This window comes from Streptomyces sp. AV19, from assembly GCF_015999245.1.
Taxonomy (GTDB): Bacteria; Actinomycetota; Actinomycetes; order Streptomycetales; family Streptomycetaceae; genus Streptomyces.
This window is the reverse complement of the sequence record NZ_JAEAMR010000003.1, coordinates 906428-930595: the sequence shown is the minus strand read 5'-3', so window position 1 is coordinate 930595 and position 24168 is coordinate 906428. Positions and strand designations below refer to the sequence as shown.

Sequence of the window (24168 nt, the reverse complement as noted above, 5' to 3'; positions counted from 1 at the left end):
AACTAACGAAAGATCACTCAACCATGATCGCCTCCACCCCTCGGCCCGACCTCGCCCATGCCTGGCGGTACGTCGTCACCACCCCGCACGCCTCTGGGCCCGCCACCAACTCCTCGCGGCGCTGTCCGCGTTGTCAGGCCGAGTACGCGGCCATCCGGGATGCCCGCCGGCGCGGTGACTTCCGGGCCGAGAGCCACCACGCCACCGCCCTCACCGCCCACTGGAAAGCCGCCCACCAGGTCGTACAACGCTGACTCACCCCAGGAAATGCTGATTCACCCCAGGAAATCCAGCACCAGCGCCCCCGCCACCTCCCGGAACTCCTCGAAGTACGCGTGCCTCGCGCCCGGGATCGTCTCCAGCCGCGCGCCCGGGATGCGGTCCGCGAGCAGCGGTGCGTTCGCTGCCGGGTTGAAGACGTCGTCCGTGCCGTGCAGGACCAGGGTCGGGGCGGTGATGGAGGGGAGCGCGTCCCACGCGTCGTGCCCGCGGCTCGCGGTCCGGTGGTGGGTGCGGGAGCGGGGGGACATGTGCGGGTCGCCCAGGGTGCGGTACGGGCCGGGGTGGGTCGCGCGCCATTTCGGGGTGTACATCAGGTCGAGCAGGGCGCGGCGGGAGTCGCGGGTCGCCAGGGAGCGGTGGACGGCGGGGTCGGGGGCTACGGCGTGGCGGCCGCCGGGGGTGGTGCAGCCCAGGACCAGGCGGCGGACGCGGTCCGGGTGGTCGGCCGCGACCCACTGGGCCACCCGGCCGCCCATGGACGTGCCGTAGACGTCCGCGCGGTCGATGCCGAGGGTGTCGAGGACGGCGATCACGTCGCGGGCCAACTCGCGGGTGGAGTAAGGGGCTTCGGGGGCGTCGCTGGCACCCGTGCCCCGGTAGTCGAGGGTGAGGGTGCTGCGGGACGTGTGGAAGTCGTCGCGGATGCCGTCCCACCAGTGGTGGTTGTTGGCCTGGCCGGCGAGGAGGACGAGCGGTGGGCCGTCGCCGGGGTGGAGTTGGTGGGCGATGCGGGCTCCGTCCGGAGTCGTGGCGTACGGCATGGACTCAGGATCTCAGGCCGTGCGCGTGGGTCGCCAGGTGGTGCTGGAGACGGGCGTGACGGAACTGGTAGACGGGGCCGACGCGGCGGAGGATGCCCAGGCGGTGCGCCTCGGCGAGGAACGGCTGGAGCCGCCACGGGAGTTGGCCGCGGGCGGCGAGGAGCAGGCGGGCGATCGTGTAGTGCGGCCAGGAGTGGGCGGCCAGGGCGAGCACGGCGGCGATGAGGCCGCCGTGGAACAGGCCGACGACGGCCGCGTACGTGGTGGTGTGCAGCGGGTCCGAGGAGGCCAGCACGGCCCGCATCACGCCGTCGGGGAGGTTGAAGACGACCGCGCAGGCCGCCGCGCCGATCAGCGAGATCAGGCGGTCCGTCCGGACGGAGGACGCGGCGGTCGCCACGTCGTCGGCGGTGGACGGGTCCCGGACCCAGTCCAGGGCGGCCAGGCCGATGCCCGCCGTCACGCCGATCGCCAGGCCCCACGGCACGGTTCCGGACGGAAGGACGGCCCCGTACCCGGCGATCGCGTAGCCGGCGAACACCGCCTCGCTGATGGCCGCGACGCCGGCGACGAGCGCGAGCGCGCGCATCAGCTGCCTGCGCCGGCGTTCCCGGGCGGGGCGGCTCCGGCTCGGCATCCGGGGAGGGGACGGCAGGCCCGCGCCCAGCAGGACGAGCCACAGGCTGAAGACGTAGAAGCCGATCGCGCCCACGAGCAGGGGCAGGGACGCGTCCGGGTAGTAGAACCAGGCGGACGGCACGATGGTGAGGCCGCCGGACAGGGCGACGGCGGCGGCCACGACGGACTTGCGGGGCAGGCCGCGTCCGCTCAGGACGATCAGGCTGCCGATGGCCGGTACGGGGAGGAAGGCGAGGGCCTCGAGCACTGACTGGGGGTACCACCGCAGGACGTCGGGCAGAGGAGCGTTTCCGACGAACCCGCAGAGCGACGCGGCCAGTACGAGGCCGGCGCACAGCACCGAGGCCCAGGTCAGGGCGCGCCGCCACGGTCCGGCGAGGGCCGGGGTCCACCGGTACAGCTGCCACCAGGCCAGGTCGTGGGTGCCTTGGGTGTGCATCCCCGCCGCGAGGTGGGCGAGGTGTGCCAGGGCCCGCCGGGGTTCCCAGCTCCGCGCGGGGGACTGTCGCCGGGCACGGCCGTAGAGGGTCGGGACGAGCGCGTCGAGGAGGTGGTGCTCGATGTCGGCGGGGGCGAGGAAGCGCCGCTCGTCGGCGAGTTCGGCGGGGTCGTTGTCGTGGTCGGCGTAGACGGACCGGGCCAGGGCCACCATCAGCGGGCTGGTCAGGGCCCGGGCGGCGGGGGCGCCGGGGCGGCGGTCGAGGTGCTCGGCCAGGACGTCCCAGCCGCGCTGACGGGGACCCGGCGGGGTGGCCAGCCGCAGGAGGACGAGGGCGTCGCCGGTGCGTACGGGCGCGGGCTCCAGGACGGCCGCTCCGGTCAGGACGCCGCTCGCCGCGACGGCCCGGACGTAGGCGTCGGTGCGGCAGGTCAGGACGAGGGGGGTGTCGGAGGGGAGGGTGTCGTTGAGGGAGGCGAGTGCCGCCGCCCGGCTGCGTTCGGGGAGTTCGTCGAGGCCGTCGAGCACGGGGATCAGCCGGTGCTCGGTGAGCAGGTCCTCGACGACGCCGACTCCGTAGTGCTCGGTGTCGGCCAGCGCCGGGTAGTCGGCGGCGATGCGGCGGCGCAGCCAGCCGGCGGCGCTCTCGCGGGCGGGGTCGAAGGAGGAGAGGGAGCAGAGCACCGGCACCGGGTCGCCGGTGGCGCGGGTGCGCAGCAGGGCGAGCATCAGCAGGACGGCGAAGGTCGTCTTCCCCGATCCCGCGGGCCCCAGCAGGGCGAGGCGGCGGCGGGCGAGTCCCCCGAAGGCGGCGGCCAGTTCGCGCGGGTCGTCGGCCCGGCAGACCACCGAGGTGCCCACCAGCGGACGGTGGTCGCAGATCCCGGGGCGGGTGCAGTCCGACCAGACGACGGGCAGCGGCGCCGGGTCGTACAGCTGCCGGAGGACCGCCTCCTCCTCCCACTGCCGCCGGACGGTGCGGGCGAGCACCTCGGCGGCGTCCGCGACCTGGCCGCCGCTGGAGTGCTTACGGCGGGCGCCGGCCCGCCAGGCCCATAGGGAGAGCGTGCCGAACAGGGCGATGACCGTCCCCAGCAACGCCGCGGCGGCGGAGAACCGGTCGGGATTCCACCGCACCCATATCGACAACAGCCCGCACGTGACCACCGCGCACAGCGCCCAGGTCACTGTCCATCGCCAGTGCATACAGCTTCAAACGACCGACGGACAAAGGGAGTTACCGCCTTCACGGGCCCCGCCGGGCGGCGGGGCCCGTGGCCCGGGTCCCGTCAGACGCGGTCGGCGGCGATGAGGAGGTAGTGGAAGCTGCCTTCCTTGTAGGCGGTACCGCCTACAAGGAAGGCAGCTTCCACTACCTCCTCATCGCCGCCGACCGCGTCTAGTCCGCCGGGAGCAGCGACCGCAGCCGTTCGGCGTCCGCCAGGACGTCGACGGCGGCGGGCCCGGCCGGCGAGCCGACGGGTCGCGGCCGGGGCCGCTCCTCCTCGGGCCTTTCGGTGGCCAGAACTTTTTCGCGCACGTTGTCACATTCCTTCGTCGCCGCGGGTCGTACTGGCAGAGGCCGCCGGAGAGCGGCCCGTGACGAACCCTGGGAGAAGCGATGTCGACAACCATCCTGGTCACCGGCGGTACCGGCACCCTGGGCCGGCACGTCGTCCCGCTCCTGCGGGCGGCCGGCCGCGAGGTGCGGGTGCTCAGCCGGCGCGGGGGCGCGCCGGCGGACGGCGTCGAGTACGTCGCCTGCGACCTGATCGAGGGCGAGGGGATCGACGCGGCCCTGGCCGGGGTCGGGACCGTCCTGCACCTCGCGGGCGGGCCCAAGGGGGACGTCGTCGCGACCCGCAACCTGGTGCGGGCGGCGGCCGGGGCGGGGGTGAAGCACCTGGTGTACATCTCGGTCATCGGCGCGGACCGGATCCCGCTGGGCTACTTCCGGGCCAAGGCGGGCGCGGAGCGGGCGGTGGCGGAGTCGGGGGTGCCGTGGACGACGCTGCGCGCCGCTCAGTTCCACGACCTTGCGCTGACCGTCGCGGAGAAGATGGGCAGGCTGCCGGTCGTCCCGGCACTGGGCGGGCTGCGGTGGCAGCCGGTGGACGCGCGGGATGTGGCGGAGCGGCTGGTGGAGCTGGCGCTGGGGGAGGCGGCGGGGCGGGTGCGGGATCTGGCGGGGCCGGGGGTTTATGGGTTGCATGAGCTGGTGCTCGACCATGTGCGTGCTCGCGGTGGGCGGCGGCGGCCTGCGTTGCCGGTGCGTTTGCCCGGCCGCGTCGGGCGTGCCTATCGCGCCGGGGCGAATCTTGCCCTTGACGGGGCCGATCGGGGTGGGCGGACGTGGGAGGCGTTCCTGGAGGAGCGGGTGGGTGGGGGGCGGTGAGGGATTTGCCCCGGACCCGCCCTTTCACCGTTTCTTCCGGGGCAAGCCCCGGGGCCCGTAACGCGGCTGCGCCGCGTTGACCGGGGGCTCCGCCCCCTGGGCCCCTGAAGCGCCCTTCAGGGAGCTTAAGGACGAGCGGCGAAGCCGCGAGCCCCGGCAGGGGTGCAGGGGGCGGAGCCCCCGCTCACCGCGCGAAGCGCAGTACCAGGCCCGGAGCTCCGCCCCGGAAGAAACAGTGAAAGGGCGGGGCTGAGGCAACAACCCCGGCGGTCACGCCGTCGTCGGTTCCCTCGCCTCCCTCACCGAACCCGTCGGCTTCGCCCGGACGTGCATCCGCTCCCCCTGCCGGCCGAAGAGGCTGAGGAGTTCGACCGACCCCTCTCCCGTGCTGCCGAACCAGTGCGGGAGCCGGGTGTCGAACTCGGCCGCCTCCCCCGGGCCCAGCACGATGTCGTGGTCCGCGAGGATCAGGCGGACCTTGCCGGAGAGCACGAAGAACCACTCGTAGCCCTCGTGGGTGCACAGCTCCGGCGTGTTCAGCGCCGCCGGGATGATCATTTTGAAGGTCTGGAGCGGGCCGGGCTGGCGGGTCAGCGGGATGACGGTCTTGCCGGCCACGTGCTTGGAGGTCAGCCGGATCCGGGGGTCGCCGACCTCGGGGGCGCCGACGAGCTCGTCGAGGGGCACCTGGTGCGCCTGGGAGATCGGGAGCAGCAGCTCCAGGCTGGGGCGGCGCTGGCCGGACTCCAGGCGGGAGAGGGTGCTCTTGGAGATGCCGGTGGCCTCGGAGAGTGTCGCCAGCGTCACACCGCGCTGTATGCGCAGGCGCTTGAGGCGGGGGCCGACCTCGGTCAGGGCTCGGTTGATGGCGTCGGAGATCTCCATGCCGCCATTGCATACCCCATGTTCCTAAAACGGCAACAAAAATTGCCACCTCCGGGTGACGGTCGCAGGCTGACCTGCGGAGGTGATCGCAGTGAGCGACATGAGCAAGGACACGTACGACGCCGTGGTGATCGGCGGCGGCGCCGCGGGGCTGAACACCGCGCTGCTGCTGGGCCGTTCCCGCCGCAAGGTCGCCGTGGTGGACGGCGGAAAGCCGCGCAACGCCCCGGCCGAGAACATGATGGGCTTCCTCTCCCGGGACGGGATGAACCCGGCCGCCCTGCTGGAGGTCGGCCGCAAGGAGGTCGCCGGGTACGGCGTGGACCTGATCGACGCCCAGGTGGAGAACGTGGAGAAGGGCGACGGGAAGGGCTTCGTCGTGCAGCTGGCGGGCGGGGTGGCGCTCAAGGCCCGCCACGTCGTCGTCGCCACCGGCCTGCGCGACGAGCTGCCGGAGATCCCGGGCGTGCGCGAGCGCTGGGGCAAGGACCTGCTGCACTGCCCGTACTGCCACGGCTACGAGGTGCGCGACCAGGCGTTCGGCGTGCTCGGCACCCACCCCAACGCGGTCAACCACGCCCTGCTGCTGCGCCAGTGGTCGGACGACGTGGTCTTCTTCCCGCACACCATGGAGATCACCGCCGAGGACCGCGAGAAGCTCGCCGCGCGCCGCATCCGGATAGCCGAGGGCGAGGTGAAGTGGCTGGTCGTCGAGGACGACAAGCTGCGCGGCGTGGAGCTGTCCGAGGGCCGCGTGGTGCCCCGCGAGGCGGTGTTCGTCTTCCCGCGCATGGTCGCCAACGACGCCCTGCTGACCGAACTGGGCTGCGACAAGGACGACATGGGCTGGGTGGTCACCGACGGCGCCGGCCGCACCAGCGTGCCCGGCGTGTGGGCGGTCGGCAACGTCGCCGACCCGCGCGCCCAGGTCGTCACCGCCGCCGGCCAGGGCTCCGCCGCCGGCTTCGCCCTCAACCACGACCTGCTGGGCGACGACGTCGCGCAGGACCTGGAGGCGTACCGCAACCCGGCCGAGCCGATCGTCCGCTAGCGCGTCCGGTATTCCGGAGGCCGTCCCCCGGCCGCCCGGCGAGGCACTCCGCCTCGTACCCGCCGGCCGCGCCACCCCCTGACCCCGCTCACCGCACCACCTCCACCCGTACAAGGAGTAACCCGTCATGGCCAAGCCCGTGGACGCCCTCACCGAGGACGCCTTCCCGACCCGCGTCCTGCAGGCCGGCACGCCCGTGCTCATCCAGTTCTGGGCCCCCTGGTGCGCGCCGTGCCGGATGATGACCCCGATCATCGAGCAGCTCGCCGCCGAGCAGACCGGCCACTTGGACGTCGTCAAGGTCAACGTCGACGACGAGCCCTCGCTCGCGATCCAGCACGGCGTCTCGTCGATCCCCGCGTTCATCGTCTACGCCGACGGCGAGCGCAAGGAGCAGTGGGTCGGCGCCTCCCCCAAGCCCGTCCTCGAGCGGACCCTCGCCGCCTACCTCCGCTGATCCCAGCCCGCCCCGCCCGGAACAGGAACAGCCAATGAACCCACACCAATCCGGGGACATCGAGCACGACGCCCCGGCCGCCCAGCTGGAGCGCGAGGCCGAGCTGCACACCTCCTCGCTGGAGGAGGCCGTGGCGTGGCTGCGGGGCCTGGTCTGTGCCGGGGACGGCGTGGACGAGGCGGTCGGCCGGGTCCTCGACGTCGGCTGCGGACCGGGGGTGGGCACCTGTCTGCTCGCCCGGGCCTTCCCCCGGGCCGAGGTCGTGGCCCTGGACCGGGACCCCGCCGTGCTGGACCGGGTGCGCCCGCGCGCCGCGCGCCGGCACGTGTCGGGCCGCGTGACCGTCCAACGGGCCGAGCTGCCCGCGGAGTTCGACGCGCTGGGCACGGCGGACGTGATCTGGGCGGGCAACGTCGTCCACCACCTCGGCGACCAGCAGGCCGCGCTGGACGCCCTCGCCTCCCGGCTGCGGCGCGGCGGGGTGCTCGCGGTGGCCGAGCGCGGGCTGCCGCCGCGCTTCCTGCCGCGCGACATCGGCATGGGCCGGCCGGGCCTGCAGGCCCGGCTGGAGGCGGCCCAGGAGGACTGGTTCACGGAGATGCGCGGCGGGCTGCCCGGTGCGTCCGCCGCCGTCGAGGACTGGCCCGCGATGCTCGCGCGGGCCGGGCTCATCCCGACCGGGACGCGGACGTTCCTCACCGACCTGCCCACCCCGTTGGGCCTGCCGGCCCGCGAGCACCTGCACGGCCATCTGACGCGGCTGCGCGAGCGGATCGGCGACCGGCTGGACGCCGGGGACCGCGCGACGCTGGAGCGTCTGGTGGACGGCGACGCCTGCACGGGCATCCTGTGGCGCCCGGACGCCTTCTATCTGAGCGCCACCACGGTCCACACCGCCAGAGCCTGTTCCCGGGACTGACCGTCCCCCCGTCCGGCCCGTCCCGGGAACACCGCGGGGCCCGGCACGCGATCCGCGTGCCGGGCCCCTTCACGTGCCGCTCAGTCGGAGCCGGGAGGCGCCTCGCCCCAGCCCCAGATCTTGATGGTCGTGCGGCTGCCGAGCTCGGCGTCCTTCTGCGAGTTGGCCATCGCGCGCCGCGAGCCGAACTCGATGTAGGCGTTGAACGCGGAGCGGAACTCCGCGTCCTGCGGCAGCCCGACCTCGTCGGCGGCCTGCCGCATCAGCTCGACCCAGCGGTGGCGCTGCTCCGGCTTGATCTGCCGGCCGATGTGCCGGGAGAGCATGCGCGGGTAACCGCCGTGTTCCTCCGTGTACTTGGTGGGGCCGCCGAAGACCTCGCCGAGGAACGTCGCCACGTGTTGCGGGTGGTCGTCCGCCATCCGCGCGAAGAGCGGGGCGAGGATCTCGTCCTTGCGCACCTTCGCGTAGAACGCCTCGGTGAGCTTCTCCAGGACCTCGGCACCCCCCATCCACTCGTACATGGTCGGAGTGGAGTCCGCCATCGTGCACCTCCTGAGATTACGTTCCGGTCGATCCGATTTCCGGGGTGGTCAGCCGAGTTCGAGCGTGGTGGTCGCGTAGGCCTGGCCGGCGCGGCTCCAGGGGACCTCGCCGTTGTACATCCGCACGGTGCGGAAGCGCTCGGTGAGGCCACGGGCCCGCACCAGCTCGCCGCCGGCCGTCTGCGGCTCGGGCATGTCCAGCGAGAGCCCCGCCCCGGGGCCCAGGTCCGCGGTGAGGGTGTCGAGGAGCGCCTCGGCCTCCTCGGGGGTGTCGGCGAAGAGCGGGCCGATCCGGTGGCCCTCCTGGGCCGGCCGGATCACCCCGTAGCCGGTGACCTCGCCGTCCCGCACCGTCGCGTGGCCCACGTGCCCGGGGGCCGTCAGCCAGCGCCGTACGAAGTCGCCGCGGTCGGCGGGGCACCAGCCGCGGTCGTAGGCGGCGACCGCGTCCAGGTGCCCGGGACCGATCCGCACGGTGCCCTCGGCGATCCGGCCCGGCCGGGTGAGGACGCCGCCGTAGCGGATGGTGTCCCACACGGCGCGGAAGCCGTGCTTCGCGTAGTTGGAGCGCTGGGGCAGCGCGGCGTCCAGGCCGATGACCCGGTTCCCCGCGTGGGGGAAGGCCGCCTCCCAGGTCGCCAGGCCCAGGCCCTGTCCGCGCAGGTCGGGGTGGACCAGGTAGTGGCCCATGAAGGAGTAGGTGTCGGAGTAGTTGACGACCGAGATCGCGGCGACCGGGGTCGTGCCGAGGCGGGCGAGGAAGAAGCCGGCCGGGTCGGTGGCGTGGAAGCAGGCCACGTCGCCGAGGCCGACGTTCCACCCCTCGCCGTTGGCCCACTCCTCCACGTGCCGCCATTCCTCCAGCGTGGCGACCGAGACGGTGAGTCCGTCGGTTCCCGCGTGCAGGGATTCGCCGGGGTGGTTCATGTGGGGGGTACGTCCCTTCCCTTGCTGAACATGCTGAACATGCCGGGCGTGCTGGGCGTGCCGGTCGTGCCGAGCGTGCTGGACATGCCGGATACGCCGGGCGTTCGGGCCTCTCACAGGCCCAGTGAGCGGCCGATGAGTTCCTTCATGATTTCGGTGGTGCCGCCGTAGATCGTCTGGACCCGGCTGTTGGCCCACTCGCGGGAGATCGGGCTCTCCTTCAAGTAGCCGTAGCCGCCGTACAGTTGCAGGCAGCGGTTGGCGACCTCGACCTGGAGCTCGGTGGTCCACCACTTGGCCTTGGCCGCGTCGGCCACCGTCAGGCGCCCGGCGTTGAGCTCGGTGACGCAGTGGTTGAGGAAGACCCGGGCGATGGTGATCTCGGTGTCCAGCGTGGCGAGCTGGAAGCGGTTGTGCTGGAAGCTCCCGATGGACTGCCCGAACGCCTCCCGGCCGCGGGCGTACTCCAGCGTGTCGGCCAGCATCTTCTCGGCCGCGGCGACCGCCACCGTGGCGATGCTGAGCCGCTCGCGCGGGAGGCCGGCCATCAGGTAGGCCATCCCCACGTTCTCCTTGCCGATCAGGTTGGAGGCCGGCACCCGGCAGTCGTCGAAGAACAGCTCGCAGGTGTCACTGGCCGTCCAGCCCAGCTTCTCCATGCGCCGGCCCCGGGTGAAGCCCGGGGTGTCCCGCTCGACGACGATCAGGCTGATCCCCTGGCCGCCGCGCTTGGGCTCGGTCTTGGCCGCCACCACGATCACGTCGGCGTTCTCGCCGTTGGTGATGAAGGTCTTCTGCCCGTTGAGGACGTAGAAGTCCCCGTCCCGCACCGCGGTGGTGCGGATGTCGGCGACGTTGGACCCGGCGTCCGGCTCGCTCATCGCGATGGCCGCGATCAGCTCACCGGAGCACAGCCCGGGCAGCCAGCGCTTGCGCTGCTCGGGCGTGGTCCGGCCGGACAGATAGGTGGCGATGACGTCGTTGTGGGCGACGAAGCCCGGCGCGGTGACCCGGGCCCGGATCAACTCCTCGGAGAGGACGGCCGGGTAGCGGAAGTCGCTCTCCCCGCCCCCGCCGTACTCGGTGGGCACGCCGATGCCCAGCAGCCCGGCGGCCCCGGCCTTCGTCCACAGCTCGCGGCCGATGATGCCGTCCCGCTCCCACTGGTCGTGGTACGGGATCGCCTCGCGCGCCAGGAACGTGCGGCACAGCTGCCGGAACTCCTCGTGCTGCGCCTCGTACACGGTGGTCTGCATCTCTAGCGCTCCCCTTCCCCGATGTCCTCGCCCACGATCGCCACGACCGCCGCGGGTTCCTGCACGGCGGCGAAGTGGCCGCCGTCGATCTCCACCCGCCGGGCGGGGACCTCACTGTGCTCGGCCCACCGCCACATCCGGCCGGGCGTCACGTAGACGTCGTCCCGGGCCGCGATCAGCGTGAGCGGGAAGCCGACGCGCAGACCGCCGGCCTCCTGGGGGAACTGCCGCCGCACGACGTAGTCCTCGCGCATCAGCCGCACCAGGAAGGCGCTCATCGCGCTGTTGGACAGCAGCTCGCGCGCCGTCCCGCCGTCCGCCGCGATCTTCTCCAGCAGCTGCTCGTCGCTGAGCGCGTCGGTGTCGTCGGGCTTCTGCAGCCCCGGCGGGAGCGCCGCCGAGAGGAAGGCGCGCACCGGCGCCTCCCCCACGGCCCGCTCCACCGCGGCGGCCACCGCGAGGCTCAGCGTCGCGCCGAAGCTGTGCCCGAAGGTGGCCCAGCGCGCGCCCGGGGTCTCCTCGCGGGCGCGGCGCAGGTCGTCGGCCACGAACGCGGCCGTCGACTCCACGAGTTGGCGGAAGTCCTCGGTGCGGGTCTCCCGTCTGCGGGTCCCGCGGCCCGGCTGGTCCACGGCGACGATCGTCAGACGGTCCGTCCCCAGGGCCTTCCAGGGCCGGTACGCCACCGAGGTGGCGCCGGCGTGCGGGAAGCAGTAGAGCCGTACGGGCTGCTCGCCGTTCACTGCTTGGTGCTCCCCGCGATCCGCTCGGCCAGCATGATGGTGGTCAGGTTGGTCGGCACGCTGGGCATCGACGGGAAGACGGACGCGTCGATGATCCGCAGGTTCTCCGTGCCGTGCACCCGGCCCTCCTGGTCCACGACCGCCATCGGGTCGCTCGCGGGGCCCATCCGGGACGAACCGGCCGCGTGCCAGCCGGGGTTCATGATGTTCCTGACCCCGCTGCGCAGGATGCGGTCGTTCGCCACCATCCTGTCGGTCCAGAACTGGGTCTCCTCGAAGCGGTCGGCGAGCGCCGGCTGCCGCAGGATGCTCCAGGCCTTGCGGACGCCGTGGCAGAGGCGGTCCACGTCCTCCTCGACCGTGCCGAGGCCGAGTTCGATGACGGGCCTGCTGGTCGGGTCGGCGTCCTCGATGAAGACGCGGCCGCGCGAGACGGGCCGGAGCAGCATCACCGAGACGCCCACGACCAGGGGCCAGTCCAGCCGGTCCTCGAAGCCCGGCACCGTCGAGCTCTCGACGTTGTTGAGCAGGCCGACCTGGATGTCCGTGTCGTCGTCGAAGCCGCTGGACATGCGGGACGCGACGGTCCGCCAGGGCAGGCCGGCCGTGCAGACGCCCGGCTTGGGCTTGGACCAGATGACGACGGAGGGGTGGTCGACGAGGTTCTCGCCGACGCCCGGCAGGTCCACGACGGGCGCGACGCCCAGGGACTCGCTCAGCCCGGCGGCGGCGACGCCGGAGCGCATCAGGACGACCGGGGTGCCGACCGCGCCCGCGCTGAGGATGACGTCGGTGGCGCGCACGGCCGACAGGCCCTCGTCGGTGAGGATCTCCACGCCGGTGGCGCGGTTGCCCTCGAACAGGACGCGGGTGACCTTGACGCCGGTGCGGATCTCCAGGTTGGGCAGGTGCCGGGCGGTGGCGAGGTAGGTGGTGGCGGTGTCCATCCGCTCGCCGTCCACCGCGTTGCTGGGGATGACGCCGACGCCGGCCTCCCGGCCGCCGTTGAGGTCGTCCAGCTCCGGCAGGCCGAGCCGGACGCACTCGTTCCAGAACGCCGTGTCGATCTCGTGCAGGTGCTCGCGCCCGACCCGGCGGATGGGCATCGGGCCGCTGTCGCCGTGGAGTTCTGCGGACATGCCGGAGTCGGTCTCGATCTCCCGGTAGTACGGGAGGACGTGCTCCCAGGACCACTCGGGGTTGCCGAGGCGGACCCACTCCTCGAAGTCGCGGGGCAGACCGCGCAGGGCGATGGCGCCGTTGACGGCCGAGCCGCCGCCCATGACCTTGCCCAGCTGGTAGGGGAAGCGTCCCCACAGGGCCCGCGGCACCTTGGCCGCGGCGGCCTCGGCGACCCGGGCGCGGCCCTCGGGGCCGGCGGCCACCAGGTCCTCCAGGCGGCTGCTGCCGCGGAGGTTGGCCAGGTAGTCCCAGTTGTAGTCGCGCAGGATGAGCCGGCTGGCGTCGGCGAGCGGGTGGGTCTTCTCCCGGGGGGACGGCTGGTCGCCGCCGGCCTCCAGGAGGAGCACCCGCGTCCCGCCGTCGGCCGCGAGCCGGGTGGCGGTGACCGTGCCGGCGGAGCCGCCGCCGACGATCACGTAGTCCCAGGTGGCGTCGGTCATGCCCCGGCCTCCTTCAGGGAGACGATGATCTCGGCGAAGTCCGCGATGGTCGAGTTCATGAACAGGCCCTCGATGATCTCCTGTTCGGCGGAGGCGTCGATGCCGAACTCGGTGCGCAGGTGGCCGATGATGCCCACCGCGTGCAGCGAGTCGCCGCCGACGTCGAAGAAGCCGTCCTCGATGCCGAAGTCGCCGTGGCCCAGCTGCTCGGCCCACAGGGCGAGGAGCCGCTCCTCGATGTCGTTGCGGGGCGAGACGCGGCCGTCCGCGCCTTCCGCCTCCTGCCACGGGGTGGGCAGGGCGGCCTGGTCGACCTTGCCGTTGGGGGTCAGCGGCACGGCGTCGAGGGGGATGTAGTGCGTGGGCACCATGTAGCTGGGCAGCGCGCCCGCCAGCGTCTCGCGCAGCGCGGCCGGTTCGAGGTGCGCGGCGCCCGCGCCGTCGGTGACCAGGTACGCGGCGAGCTGCCGCTGGCCGGTGCGCGGGTGGGCCGGGGCGGTCACCAGGGCCTGGCGGACGCCCTCCTGGCGCAGCAGGGTGGCCTCGATCTCGCCGAGCTCGACCCGGTAGCCGTTGATCTTCACCTGGAAGTCGGTGCGGCCGAGGATCTCGATGTTGCCGCCGGGTTGGTAGCGGCCCAGGTCGCCGGTGCGGTAGAGCCGCTCGCCGGTGGCGGGGTGGGTGATGAATCGTTCCGCCGTGCGGACCGGGTCGGCCCAGTAGCCCTGGGCGACGCCCGTGCCGCCGATGTAGAGCTCTCCGGTCACCCCGGTCGGGCAGGGTTCCAGCCACTCGTTGTAGACGTGGAAGGTCTGGTTGGCGAGCGGCTTGCCGTAGGGGATGCTCGACCAGTCGGCCGAGACCTCGCCGATCGGGTAGTGGATCGACCAGATCGAGCCCTCGGTGGCGCCGCCGAGGCTCATCGCCCTCAGCTCCGGGAGGTGCTCGCGGAGCCGGCCGGGCAGGTCCAGCGGGATCCAGTCGCCGCTGAGCAGGGCGAGCCGCAGGCTCGCGCCGGTGCCGGGGGCGGCGTCGGTCAGCGTCTCGACCCACATGCGCATCGGCGCGGGCACGCTGTCCCAGACGGTGACCTTGTGCCGGTCGATGAGCTCGGTCCAGTGCGCCGGGTCGTTGGCCCGCTTGGGCTCGGGGACGACGACCGCGCCGCCCGCGCCGAGGATGCCGAAGACGTCGTACACGGACAGGTCGAAGCCGGCGGGGGCCAGCGCCAGCACCCGGTCCGAACCGGTCACGCCGAAGCGGCGGTTGATGTCCTGGACGGTGTTGGACGCGTTCCGGTGCGAGATCATCACGCCCTTGGGCTCACCGGTGGAGCCCGAGGTGAAGATCACGTAGGCGAGGTCGTCCACGCCCTGGACGCTGTCCACGGGCCCGGCGCCGTAGCCGCAGGTGGCCTCGTCCTCGGCGGTGACGATCTCCAGCCCGTCCGGCCAGGTCAGCGTCGTGCGCAGGCCGGCCTCGGTGACGACGGCCTTGGCCTTGCACTGGCTCAGCAGCTTCAGCCGCCGCTGCTCGGGCAGTTCGGGGTCGATCGCGACGTAGGCGGCGCCCGCGTGCTGGACGGCCAGCAGCGCGGAGATCTGGCCGGGGCCCGGCCGCGTCGAGACCGCGATCATCGTGTTGGGCTCGGCGCCGCAGACGTCGCGCAGCCGCCGGGCGAGGCGGTGCGCCTCCTCGGTCAGCTCGCGGTACGTGGTCTCCACGCCGTCGGAGATGACGGCCACCGCGTCCGGGGTGCGCCGGGCGGCCTCGGCGACCAGCTCGTGCAGCAGGGCCGGCGGGATGTCCTGGGCGGTGGCGTTGGCGCGTTCGCGCTCCTCGACGTGCGCGGCCGGCAGCGGGACGACGCCGCCGGTGGCCGACCACACGCCCTCGTCCCGGGCGAGCCGGTCGAGCAGCGTGGTGTACGCGTCGAACATGGCGTCCAGCGTGCCCTCGGGGAACAGGCCGTCCACGGCGTTCCAGTTGAGGACGAGCTCGCCGTTCTCCTCGGTGACCTGGTTCTCCAGCCAGACCTGCGGGGTCTGGCTGATGCCGTACGCCACGTCGCCGAACAGCCGCAGGGCGTCGGCGGTCGCCGCGTCGCCGTCCGCTCCCAGCATGCTGGAGAAGACGACGGGCATCGAGACGTTGCGCCCGTCGCCCTGGCGGCGGGTGAGCTCGCGCAGCACGCGGATGCCGCCGAACGCCGAGTGGGCGAGGTCCGCGAGGAGTTGGCGCTGGACGCCGGCGGCGCGCTCGGCGAACGACTCGTCGGCGGTGCCGCCGACGGCGAGCAGGCCGGGCGAGAGGAAGTCGCCGACGATCTTCTGCGCCTGCGGGTGCAGCGGCAGGCGGTGCAGCTGGGTGAGCGTGAGCGTGAACTCCTGGCGCTTGGACCAGGTGCGCAGCACCTCGGCGTAGGCGGCCAGCAGCAGGTTGTTGGGGGTCAGGCCGTGGCGGTGGGCCGCGTCCGACAGCGCGGCCCAGCGCTCGGGCGTGAAGGCCGCGCGGCGCCGGGTGAACGTGGGCCGTCCCAGGCGCTCGGGGGCCGTGCCGATGGGCAGGTCGGGGCCGGGGGACAGCTCGTCCACGCGGGAGAGCCAGTACGTGGCGGACTGCTTGCCGAGGGCCTCGGACTCCAGGGCCTGCTCGGCCAGGACGTAGTCCCGGAAGGTGAGTTCGAGCGGCTCGGGCGTCCAGGAGGGGTCGTCGTAGAAGCGGCGCCACTCGTCGAGGACGACGAACAGGCTGCGGACGTCGACGAAGAGGAGGTCCATGCTCAGGTGCAGCCGGACGCGGTCCTCGTCGAGGAGCGAGGCGCGGATGTCGAACGGCGGCCACTCCTCGGTGGGCAGCACCTGGTCGGCGAGCTCGCCGCGGACGCGGTCGAGGGCCTCGGCCTGCTCGGCGGAGGGCCGGCCGCGGAGGTCCTCGGCGGCGATCCGGTAGGGCGGGACCTGGTCGAGCACGCGCTGCTTGCCGCCGGGCTGGACCACCGCGCGGAGCATGTCGTGCCGCTCGACGACCTTCTGGAGGGCCTCCGAGAGCCGGGGGACGTCCAGGCCGGTGCCGTCGAACTCGAAGTAGTAGTGGCTGGACACCCCGCCGAGCTCGAGGCCCTTGGTGCGGCCGATGAGGTAGGCGTGCTGGATGTCGGTCAGCGGGAACGGGTCGTTGCGCAGGCCCGGTTCGGGCTCGGCGGCCGGGAGGTTCGCCGGGTGCGGCCTGCCTCGCAGAAGGGCGGCCAGCTGGTCACGGTGCTCGTCGACGGCCGCGCGCAGCTGCGGCGTGAGGGCGTCGTCGGGAGTCCCTGGGGCACCGGTAGCCCCTGGAGCCTCTGGTGCCTCGATGTCGAGGCGATCGCCGTTCGGGCGAAGGTTGACACGACGATTCCGTAACTCGACAAGAAGGTCTTCCATCAAAGGTCCCCGTGCCTCTCTAGTGCTTCGCGCTGGCTGCTTCGCAATGCGTGGTGTTCACGTGACGTGCGTGCGCAGGCCGGTCCCCGTGAAGGGCGGGTGCGTGGATACTCGGGCGGCTGCCCATGGTCCATGGAACGACGGCGCTCCGGGCGGCGAGAGGCCGCCTGCGCCTTTGTCAAGCTCCCGCGGTGAACCAACCTGTGGGTCGGGCGAGATCACTTCATGTGTTCGTATCGTAGTTGCAACAAACCGCGTTGACAAGATCACGGAGCGAGATCCTGGTGAACTCGCCAGAAGTTCTTGCCCACTTGGCACACTGGCCGGAAAGGAGCCTCCAAGCCTCTTTTTCAGATACCCCAAGCTTCCTTTATGGAGGGCCGGTTGGCCCTGCCATCCGGGTGTTTCACCGGCTGTGACGGCGGGGTAGGGACGCAACGGACGAGGGGTCCGGCACCCGCTGTACGCGGGTGCCGGACCCCTCAACTGAAAAGCCGCGCCAAGTGGTTGAACCGGCTCCGTGCTCCGTGCATCATTGCAGTTATGTTAAATGCGACTGACGTACCGTCAGACGGTCCGCGCGTCCTCGTCGGCGCCACCGGGTCCGTGGCCGTGACGGCTTTGCCCTCCTACCTCGACGCCCTCCGCGCCCGGCTCGGCGGCACGTACACCGTGCTGATGACCCACACCGCCGCCTCCTTCATCCCCCCGGACACCGTGCGGCTCGCCGCCGAGCGCGTCGTCCACGGCGAGGCCCCCTCCGACTGGCCGACGGACAAGCCCTCCCGGCTCGTCGCCGACCACGACATCCTGGTCGTCCTGCCGGCCACCGCGAACATCCTCTCCGACGCCGCCACGGGCGCCGCGCCGAACCGCATCGCGACGGTGATCCTCTCCTCCACCTTCCCGGTCGTCTTCTTCCCCTCCATGGGCGGGCCCATGTGGAACAAGGCGGCGGTGCAGCGGAATGTCGCGCAGATACGCGAGGACGGCCACCACATTCCCGAGCCGGACTGGCACGATTCCTTTGACATTCACTCGGGCCTGACTACGCATCACCCGACGATGCCGTCACCCGAGAAAGTCGCCGAAATCGTCGGCGAAATTCTGGAGAAATCGCGGACCGCGTAACGGTATTGGCGGCATTGTCGGCGGCCTTATCTGCGGCATTTCATTCCACCGTCAGCACCAGCTTTCCGGCGGTGCGCCCGGTCTCCCCCGCGGCGTGCGCCCGCGCCGCGTCGGCGAGCGGAAAGGTGCCCGCGATCTCCGCGCGCAGCTTTCCCTTCTCGACGAGGCGGGCCACGGCGGCCATTCCGGCGTGGTCGGATTCGACGATCATCACTTCCGCGCGGACGCCGAACGGTTCCGCCGCGGCGGCGAGTTCGCGCCGCCCGTACGGCTGGAGGGAGACCAGGACGCCACCGCGGCGCAGCGTGCGCAGGGAGCGTTCGCGGTAGTCGCCGCCGATGGTGTCGAGGACGACGTCCACGTCGCGGACGGCGGTGGCGAAGTCCGTGGCGCGGTAGTCGATCGTCCCGTCGGCGCCCAGGCCGCGCAGGAACGCGTGGCGGGCGGCGCTCGCGGTGCCGATCACGTACGCGCCGCGCGCCTTGGCGATCTGCACGGCGAGGTGGCCGACGCCGCCGGCGGCAGCATGGACCAACACTCGCTGTCCGGGCGCCAGTTGCGCCACGTCCACCAGCGCCTGCCAGGCGGTGAGGGCGGCGAGCGGCAGGGCGCCCGCCTGCACGTGGCCGACGCCGTCCGGCTTGCGGACGAACGCCCGGGCGGGGCCGACGGCGTACTCGGCGTGCGCGCCCGCCCCGTACGGGTGCGGGAGCATGCCGAAGACCTCGTCGCCCGGCCGGTGCGGCGTGACGCCCAGGCCGGCCTCCTCGACGACGCCGGAGACGTCCCAGCCGAGGACGAACGGCGGTTCGCCGAGGAAGGCGGGGCCGGCCCGGTGCTTCCAGTCGGTGGGGTTGAGGCCCGCCGCGCGCACCCGGACCAGCACCTGGCCGGGCCCGGGCGCGGGGACGGGCAGCCGGACCTCCTTGAGTACCTCCGGCCCGCCGAAGGCGTCCTGGCTCATCGCCCGCATCGTGCGGGCCCCGGGCCCGCTCACGCGCCCTGCGCCGGGACGGACCCGACGAGCCCGCCATCGACGATCAGGTCCTGCCCGGTGACGTACGCCGCGTCGTCCGAGGCCAGGAACGCCACCACCGCGGCCACCTCCTCGGAGCGCCCCAGCCTGCCCAGCGGGACCTCGGCGGCGACGGCCGGCTCCGTGGCGGGGTCGGGGTTGGCCTCCCGGTACATCGGGGTGTCGATGTAGCCGGGGCTGACGGAGTTGACGCGGATGCCGCGCGGGGCCAGGTCGGCCCCCAGCGTGCGCGCCAGGTTGTGCACGGCGGCCTTCGACGCGGCGTACACGGACGCGACGGAGAGCCCCCGGTGCAGGGTCCACGACGCGTTGAGGACGACGGAACCACCGTCCCGCAGCAGTGGCAGCGCCTTTTGCACGGTGAAGAAGACGCCCTTGAAGTTGACGTCCAGGACGTGATCGACGTCCTCCGCCGTGAGCTCCGCCCCCGGCTTGAAGACCCCGGTCCCCGCGTTGGCGAAGACGGTGTCCAGCCCGCCGCGCCAGTCCGCCACCCGCCGCATCAGCGCGTCGAGTTCGGCGGGGACGCCGGCGTCGGCGCGGACCGCGAGGACGCGCCCGTCCGCCGCGCCCAGCCGCTCGACGGCGGCGGCGAGCCGGGCGTCGTCACGCCCGGTGATGGCCACGTACGCCCCCTCGTCGAGGAGGCGACGGGCGGCGGCGAGGCCGATGCCGCTGGTGCCGCCGGTGATCAGTGCTGTTCTGTCGGTGAATCGCTCCATGCCGACGATCTTCGAGTGGGGGCCACGCCGTTGACAGTGCGTGCTGAACCTGGGTGTGCCACCACCACTTTCAGCGGGTCGCGCACCTCACCGGGTCGTGTAACCGCCGTTGATGAAGAGCGTCTGCCCGTTGAGCCACCAGCCGTCCGTCAGCAGGAACTTGACGTAGGGGGCGATGTCCTCGATCTTCGTCAGCTCGCCGTTCATCGCGGACGACTTGTGGTAGGCGACGGAGTCGTCGGTCTCGGCCGGGTAGAAGAACGGGGTGTCCATGGGCCCGGGGGCGATGTTGTTGACCGAGATCCGGCGGCCGTAGAGCTCCTTGGACAGGGCCCGGGTGAAGTGCTCGACGGGGGCCTTGCTGCCGGCGTAGACGGAGTAGAGGCCGGTGTAGGCGGCGAGCAGCGAGGTGACGATCGTGATGATCTTCCCGTCGTCCTCCAGCCGCTTGGCCGCCTCGCGCATCATGAAGTACGCCGCCTTGGTGTTGACGGCGAACATCTTGTCGAACTCCTCCTCCGTGGTCTCGGTCATCGGCTTCTTGATGACCATGCCGGCGGTGTTCACCAGGCAGTCGACCTTGCCGAAGGCCTCGACGGCGGCGTCGAAGAGCTTCTCCACCTCGGCGACCTCGGTCAGATCCCCCTGGTGCGTGATCGCCTCGCCCCCGGCCTTGCGGACATCGGCGGCGGTCTGCTCGGCCTTGTCCCGTGAGGAGTCGCTGTTGTAGTGGACGACGACCTTCGCTCCGTCCGGCGCGATCTCCTTCGCGATCAGACTGCCGAGGTTCCTCGACGCGCCGCCGATGACGACGACCTTGTCCTTGAGCGTGTGCGCATGCGCGGCCATGGCCGGACCTCCAGACCATCCAGAACGTGACGAACCTGGCATTTCCACGCTAGGAGGGTCCTTCGCCCCGCGCATGCGCACGGCCGCGGTTGCGGGCCGGCCACGGCGGTGATACTGCCTCCACACCCCCGACCGAGCGGAGTGCACGGATGCCCCTCACCCCCCGCGTCCACCCGGCCGCGATCGCGACAGTCGCCGGTCTGCTCGGCTTCGCGGTGGTGACCACGGTCGTCGCGCACGGCGGCTGGGACGCGGTCGCCCCCGACGCGGCGGCCCACGCGTGGTCGGTCGCGCACCGGCCCGACGCCGCCGTCACCTCCGCACGGGCGCTGACCGCGACCGGGACGGGCTTCTTCCCGTACCTGCTCGCGGCGCTGGCGGGCTGGATCTGGCGCCGCCGGATCCGGTGGTCGGCCGCCGCCATGGCCGTCCTCGCCTGTGGCCAGGGCGTACGGGCCCTGGTCCTGGCCCTCGCGGCCCGCCCCCGCCCGCCGGCGGCGGACTGGGCGGCGCACGCGGACGGCTTCTCGTTCCCGTCCGGGCACACGACGACGTCGGCGATGGCGGCGGGCCTGCTCGCGGTGGCGGTCGCGGCGCGAGCGGGACGGGGGCGGGGCCGGTGGGCGGCCGTGGCCGCCCTCGGCTGCTGGGCGGTGTCGATCGGCCTGACCCGGGTGTACCTCGGGGTCCACTGGCTGACGGACGTGGTGGCGGGGTGGGCGTTCGCGGCGGCGTGGCTGGGCGGATGTGTATGGGTGGGCGTGGGAGTGGGGGTGGCCGCGCCGAGGCGGGCGGGCGAGCGGGGCTGAGTTCCGCGCGGGGCGCGGGATTTGCCCCCGCCCCGCCCTTTCACCGTTTCCGCAGGGGCTGCGCCCCTTCACAACCCCCGGGGCGGGGCCGTGCTCCGCCCGAGGGGAGGAGGGGGCGGCCCGCACCGTTGCCGACGGGCCGCCGGTCTTTTGCCGACGGGCCTCCGGTCTTTGCCGCCCGCCAATCCGGCCCGAGGGCGCAGGGCCTCAGCGTTCACGGCCACCACGAACGCCGCCCAGGCGGGGGCGCCGGCCACTGGGCATCGCCTTGACCTCGTCCCTGACGATCTTCGAATAGCTCAGCCCGTCCTCGCACCGCTCACCGACGGCTCCGCTCCGGCTCCGACGGCGGGAATGCCCGCCTCGGCCGCCGCTCCGGCCCGGATCGAGCTGATCTCCACGGCGATGCGACGCGCCTCGTCCGCGTCACTCACCAACTCGGCGCGCGCTTGCAGCGCGCGCAGGCGTGCCGCCTTCTCCGGGTGCCGTTCGACCGCCACTTCGATGGCCCACCGCTCGATGAACCGGCGCAGCGGATCGGAGCCGGCCTGCTCGCGTGCGCGGTCCGCGTCGAAGGCGGCAAGACGGCCCGGGGCAATTCGCGCGAGCGCCGTACGGAGCGCTTCCGGAGTCGCGGACGGCTGCGAGATGGCGGGGGTGCCGGTGCATGGGCTGTGCGCTCACAGTGCCCTCCTCACAGATATCAGGTCGACCGTGGCGCGCCGGCGGTGCGTTCACCCCGAAAGCCGCCGGACGGCACCGCCGGCCCCGGGTCGGCGGGGACGGCAGCGCGGAGCGGCATTGTGCTCGGCCGGCCGACCGTTTCGTCTCGGGCCCTCCGGGCCCAAAGAGGGCCGGCTACGCGAGGAGGGGGCCGGGGGCCGCCGTTCGACTGCGGGTCGACGCCGACGGCGAGGCCGGCTTCCCGACTGGCGGCCGCCGTCGGCCGGAGGCTGTCGCAGGCCTCGACTCTCCGCGCCCGACCGACTGCGGCGCGGGGCGGCGCGGCGCGGGGCGGCGCGGGGCGGCGCGGGGCGGCGCGGCGCGGGGCGGCGCGGCGCGGCGCGGGGCGGCGCGGGGCGGCGCGGGGCGGGACGGCGCGGCGCGGGGCGGGACGGCGCGGCGCGGGGCGGGACGGCGCGGGACGGCGCGGCGCGGGACGGCGCGGGACGGCGCGGCGCGGGACGGCGCGGCGCGGGACGCGGGGCGGGACAGCCTGGAGCGTTGTGTGATGACCGTGAGGTCGTTGCCCTCTCAATTGCGGGCAATATGGGTCTGCTCGGCCGGACTTCCGGGCAGCTGGGCACACCAAACTGCCCACTTCTCCTGGCGATCGCCACCCGGGCGCCCGCACCCGACAGCCGGGCCCCGCCCACCCCCTCGCGTAGCCCGCCATCTTTGGGCCCGGAGGGCCCGAGACGAAACGGTTCGCCGGGAGAGCGCAATGCCGCCCCACGGGTCAGGGCGGGGGGATGGTGTCGGCGGTGAGGGCCGCGACGAACGCCGTCCAGGCGGGGGCGCCGGCCGCTATGGCTGGGCCGTCGGGGACCTTGCTGTCTCTTATCGGGACGATGTCGGGGACGTGGTCGGCTATTTCGACGCAGGCGTCTTCATCGCTGTGACTGTAGGAGCTCTTGCGCCAGGTGACTGCGACCCGGTTCGGGACGACGTCGAGGAACTGGCAAGCCACTTCGACGCACGCATCCTGCCCCATGCTGTACGAGCTCTTGCGCCAGGCAGCGGCAGCGAGGCGGGGCCGTACGACGCTCACGGATATTTCTCCCCAAGTACCTTGTCGATCAACGTCATTGAGTCGCAGGGCGACAACGCTCCACGCTGGACCCGCTCGTACAGGACCGCATACTCGGCGATGGCGGCTCGGTTGGTGACCCAGGCCCCCTGGACGCCGCCTCGGTAGACGACCTCCCGGCCGCCCGGGAGCCGCGTGATCGTCAGCATGCCGACATCGCTCAAGAACCTGGGCCCCACGAAGGGCACGACCTGGATGCTGACGTGCGACTTACGGGCCATGCGCAGCAGGTCCAGCAGTTGCTCGCGCATGACCCCGGTGCCTCCGACGACCCAGCTCAGGGCGGATTCCTTGAGCAGGCCCATGAAGGTCGGCGCATCGGGCCGGTCCAGCAGCGCCCGTCGCTGGATGCGGTAGCGCATCTTGGCCTCCAGGTCTCCCCCGTAGAACTCCATACTCTCGGCGAGGATCGCCCTGGCGTACCCCTCGGTCTGCAGAAGCGCGGGGACGAGATCACTGAAGTGCCGGATCTCAAGGGCCTTCGCCTCGACGCCCACCAGTTTCTGGGCCCACTTGGCGTCCGGACTGTCGTTGAGCTTGTCCCATTCGTCCAGCAGGGCGCCACCCGCGCCGAGCGCCTCGTCCAGCGCCTGCGCGTGACGCTGCGACGGCATGCTCTCGCCCGACTCGAACTGGGCGATCCGCGCGTGGGACAGGAACACCTTCCCCGCGAGCTTGGCTTGGGACCATCCTCGCTGATCACGGAGCGCACGGAGCTTCACCCCGAACTGCGCGACGAACGACCGGGAGGGGTCAAGTCGCTTGGAATCAGGCACTGTTGTTCGACCTCGCTTTAAGCCCTCAGCCCTTAAGGCCCGACCCCTGGCCACCGTACTGCCCCACCCCAATGCTGGGAACCGTGACGTACAGACCAGGCACGTTCGTCATCGACGTGCGCCGGGACCGGCTTGCCCAAGTGATCAGTACCACCGACGACACCGCCCGGCTCCGCGAACCGGGGCCGGCCACCGGACCGGGTGACGCTCCCGAGTGGGAGGCCCACGCCTCCGCCCTGCGGCTCGCGACCCGCGCCGAGCGCGCGGCGGCCGGGCTCGCCCCGTACGAGTCCGGCTGCGCCAAGTGCGTCGCGCTGGACGCCGCGCGGCGCGCGGCCGCCGGCGGCGGCGACCGGACGAAGGCGGGGAACGCCACCGCCGCCGCGTACACGCACTGGATCGTCGCGCACACCGGCCGCTGGGGCGGGAATTGATGCGGCGGGCGGTGGGCCGGCTCGTGGAGAACTGCCCGCACCCCGGCGGCTGGGAATCCGTGGACGGGGACGGCGGCGAGGAGTTCTGCGCCTCCTGCGGAACGCGCCGTTTCCACGATTACGGCGCGCTCCGGCCGCCGGGGCTGCCGGAAGCGGTGGCCCCGGCGCCCCGGGGGGCTGCTGGCCACCCGCCCGCCATGCTTCAATAGGGCCATGGGCAGCCACCAGAACACCGTGATGGGTCGCAACGACCTTGAG

At 72.8% G+C, this 24168-nt stretch carries 25 protein-coding genes; 9 read left to right on the top strand and 16 right to left on the bottom strand.

Annotation, left to right across the window (positions count from 1 at the left end; translation table 11 throughout):
• Nucleotides 1-23 precede the first annotated feature (23 nt).
• Nucleotides 24-254, top strand: a complete 231-nt coding sequence (locus tag I5Q34_RS04350) for a hypothetical protein (protein ID WP_199890713.1) — start codon at nucleotides 24-26, stop codon at nucleotides 252-254.
• 21 nt (nucleotides 255-275) lie between these two features.
• On the opposite strand, the gene I5Q34_RS04345 is transcribed toward I5Q34_RS04350, so the two are convergent.
• The 3 genes from I5Q34_RS04345 to I5Q34_RS04335 all read right to left on the bottom strand — a co-directional run bounded on the left by I5Q34_RS04345 (nucleotide 276) and on the right by I5Q34_RS04335 (nucleotide 3661).
• Nucleotides 276-1043 (bottom strand): alpha/beta fold hydrolase, encoded by a 768-nt coding sequence (locus tag I5Q34_RS04345; protein WP_199890712.1) that lies wholly within the window; start codon nucleotides 1041-1043, stop codon nucleotides 276-278.
• Between the two features lie 4 nt (nucleotides 1044-1047).
• On the bottom strand, nucleotides 1048-3309 hold the full coding sequence (locus tag I5Q34_RS04340) for an NACHT domain-containing protein (protein WP_277965338.1): 2262 nt from the start codon (nucleotides 3307-3309) through the stop codon (nucleotides 1048-1050).
• A 211-nt stretch (nucleotides 3310-3520) separates the two neighbouring features.
• Nucleotides 3521-3661 (bottom strand): hypothetical protein, encoded by a 141-nt coding sequence (locus I5Q34_RS04335; RefSeq protein WP_199890710.1) that lies wholly within the window; start codon nucleotides 3659-3661, stop codon nucleotides 3521-3523.
• A gap of 81 nt (nucleotides 3662-3742) precedes the next feature.
• On the opposite strand from I5Q34_RS04335, the gene I5Q34_RS04330 reads away from it, so the two are divergent.
• Complete coding sequence (locus I5Q34_RS04330; RefSeq protein WP_199890709.1) at nucleotides 3743-4516, top strand: SDR family oxidoreductase; 774 nt, start codon at nucleotides 3743-3745, stop codon at nucleotides 4514-4516.
• A 270-nt stretch (nucleotides 4517-4786) separates the two neighbouring features.
• Here I5Q34_RS04330 and I5Q34_RS04325 read toward each other — a convergent pair whose 3' ends face one another.
• Entirely contained in the window at nucleotides 4787-5401 is a 615-nt protein-coding gene (locus tag I5Q34_RS04325; RefSeq protein WP_199890708.1) for a helix-turn-helix domain-containing protein, read from the bottom strand.
• A 100-nt stretch (nucleotides 5402-5501) separates the two neighbouring features.
• Here I5Q34_RS04325 and I5Q34_RS04320 point away from each other — a divergent pair, with 100 nt between their 5' ends.
• The 3 genes from I5Q34_RS04320 to I5Q34_RS04310 all read left to right on the top strand — a co-directional run bounded on the left by I5Q34_RS04320 (nucleotide 5502) and on the right by I5Q34_RS04310 (nucleotide 7828).
• Entirely contained in the window at nucleotides 5502-6452 is a 951-nt protein-coding gene (locus I5Q34_RS04320) for an NAD(P)/FAD-dependent oxidoreductase (RefSeq protein WP_199890857.1), read from the top strand.
• Nucleotides 6453-6579: 127 nt separating this feature from the next.
• Nucleotides 6580-6909 (top strand): thioredoxin, encoded by a 330-nt coding sequence (trxA, locus tag I5Q34_RS04315; RefSeq protein WP_199890707.1) that lies wholly within the window; start codon nucleotides 6580-6582, stop codon nucleotides 6907-6909.
• 34 nt (nucleotides 6910-6943) lie between these two features.
• Nucleotides 6944-7828: a trans-aconitate 2-methyltransferase gene (locus I5Q34_RS04310; RefSeq protein ID WP_199890706.1), complete on the top strand. Its 885-nt coding sequence runs from the start codon at nucleotides 6944-6946 to the stop codon at nucleotides 7826-7828.
• Nucleotides 7829-7908: 80 nt separating this feature from the next.
• Here the strand turns inward: I5Q34_RS04310 and I5Q34_RS04305 are convergent, their stop codons facing one another.
• The 6 genes from I5Q34_RS04305 to I5Q34_RS04280 form a co-directional block, all read right to left on the bottom strand.
• On the bottom strand, nucleotides 7909-8373 hold the full coding sequence (locus I5Q34_RS04305) for a group II truncated hemoglobin (RefSeq protein WP_199890705.1): 465 nt from the start codon (nucleotides 8371-8373) through the stop codon (nucleotides 7909-7911).
• Between the two features lie 48 nt (nucleotides 8374-8421).
• Nucleotides 8422-9300, bottom strand: coding sequence for a GNAT family N-acetyltransferase (locus I5Q34_RS04300; RefSeq protein WP_199890704.1), 879 nt, complete (start codon nucleotides 9298-9300; stop codon nucleotides 8422-8424).
• Nucleotides 9301-9413: 113 nt separating this feature from the next.
• Nucleotides 9414-10556, bottom strand: coding sequence for an acyl-CoA dehydrogenase family protein (locus tag I5Q34_RS04295; protein WP_199890703.1), 1143 nt, complete (start codon nucleotides 10554-10556; stop codon nucleotides 9414-9416).
• Between the two features lie 2 nt (nucleotides 10557-10558).
• Nucleotides 10559-11299 (bottom strand): thioesterase II family protein, encoded by a 741-nt coding sequence (locus tag I5Q34_RS04290; RefSeq protein WP_199890702.1) that lies wholly within the window; start codon nucleotides 11297-11299, stop codon nucleotides 10559-10561.
• Nucleotides 11296-12921 carry a GMC family oxidoreductase gene (locus tag I5Q34_RS04285; RefSeq protein ID WP_199890701.1) on the bottom strand — a complete coding sequence of 542 codons (1626 nt, stop codon included), beginning with the start codon at nucleotides 12919-12921 and terminating at the stop codon, nucleotides 11296-11298. Before I5Q34_RS04285 ends, I5Q34_RS04290 begins: the two co-directional genes overlap by 4 nt.
• Complete coding sequence (locus I5Q34_RS04280; protein ID WP_199890700.1) at nucleotides 12918-16343, bottom strand: non-ribosomal peptide synthetase; 3426 nt, start codon at nucleotides 16341-16343, stop codon at nucleotides 12918-12920. Before I5Q34_RS04280 ends, I5Q34_RS04285 begins: the two co-directional genes overlap by 4 nt.
• Nucleotides 16344-16886: 543 nt before the next feature.
• Here I5Q34_RS04280 and I5Q34_RS04275 point away from each other — a divergent pair.
• Nucleotides 16887-17474: a flavoprotein gene (locus tag I5Q34_RS04275; protein ID WP_199890699.1), complete on the top strand. Its 588-nt coding sequence runs from the start codon at nucleotides 16887-16889 to the stop codon at nucleotides 17472-17474.
• 40 nt (nucleotides 17475-17514) lie between these two features.
• Here I5Q34_RS04275 and I5Q34_RS04270 read toward each other — a convergent pair whose 3' ends face one another.
• From I5Q34_RS04270 to I5Q34_RS04260, 3 genes are all read right to left on the bottom strand, one after another.
• Complete coding sequence (locus I5Q34_RS04270; protein WP_234428270.1) at nucleotides 17515-18438, bottom strand: NADP-dependent oxidoreductase; 924 nt, start codon at nucleotides 18436-18438, stop codon at nucleotides 17515-17517.
• A gap of 29 nt (nucleotides 18439-18467) precedes the next feature.
• Nucleotides 18468-19232, bottom strand: a complete 765-nt coding sequence (locus I5Q34_RS04265; RefSeq protein ID WP_199890698.1) for an SDR family NAD(P)-dependent oxidoreductase — start codon at nucleotides 19230-19232, stop codon at nucleotides 18468-18470.
• An 87-nt stretch (nucleotides 19233-19319) separates the two neighbouring features.
• Nucleotides 19320-20081: an SDR family oxidoreductase gene (locus I5Q34_RS04260; protein ID WP_199890697.1), complete on the bottom strand. Its 762-nt coding sequence runs from the start codon at nucleotides 20079-20081 to the stop codon at nucleotides 19320-19322.
• Between the two features lie 149 nt (nucleotides 20082-20230).
• On the opposite strand from I5Q34_RS04260, the gene I5Q34_RS04255 reads away from it, so the two are divergent.
• Complete coding sequence (locus I5Q34_RS04255; protein ID WP_199890696.1) at nucleotides 20231-20890, top strand: phosphatase PAP2 family protein; 660 nt, start codon at nucleotides 20231-20233, stop codon at nucleotides 20888-20890.
• Between the two features lie 299 nt (nucleotides 20891-21189).
• On the opposite strand, the gene I5Q34_RS34355 is transcribed toward I5Q34_RS04255, so the two are convergent.
• The 3 genes from I5Q34_RS34355 to I5Q34_RS04240 form a co-directional block, all read right to left on the bottom strand.
• A complete protein-coding gene (locus I5Q34_RS34355; protein WP_234428269.1) occupies nucleotides 21190-21390 on the bottom strand; it encodes a hypothetical protein in 201 nt (66 codons plus the stop codon).
• 959 nt (nucleotides 21391-22349) lie between these two features.
• On the bottom strand, nucleotides 22350-22661 hold the full coding sequence (locus I5Q34_RS04245) for a DUF397 domain-containing protein (protein WP_277965334.1): 312 nt from the start codon (nucleotides 22659-22661) through the stop codon (nucleotides 22350-22352).
• Entirely contained in the window at nucleotides 22658-23422 is a 765-nt protein-coding gene (locus I5Q34_RS04240; protein ID WP_277965495.1) for a helix-turn-helix transcriptional regulator, read from the bottom strand. The genes I5Q34_RS04245 and I5Q34_RS04240 overlap by 4 nt, the downstream gene beginning before the upstream one ends.
• A gap of 137 nt (nucleotides 23423-23559) precedes the next feature.
• Here I5Q34_RS04240 and I5Q34_RS04235 point away from each other — a divergent pair, with 137 nt between their 5' ends.
• Both I5Q34_RS04235 and I5Q34_RS35965 read left to right on the top strand, forming a co-directional pair.
• Complete coding sequence (locus tag I5Q34_RS04235) at nucleotides 23560-23910, top strand: hypothetical protein (protein ID WP_199890694.1); 351 nt, start codon at nucleotides 23560-23562, stop codon at nucleotides 23908-23910.
• Nucleotides 23910-24119, top strand: a complete 210-nt coding sequence (locus I5Q34_RS35965) for a DUF6255 family natural product biosynthesis protein (protein ID WP_374192978.1) — start codon at nucleotides 23910-23912, stop codon at nucleotides 24117-24119. Before I5Q34_RS04235 ends, I5Q34_RS35965 begins: the two co-directional genes overlap by 1 nt.
• Nucleotides 24120-24168 lie beyond the last annotated feature (49 nt).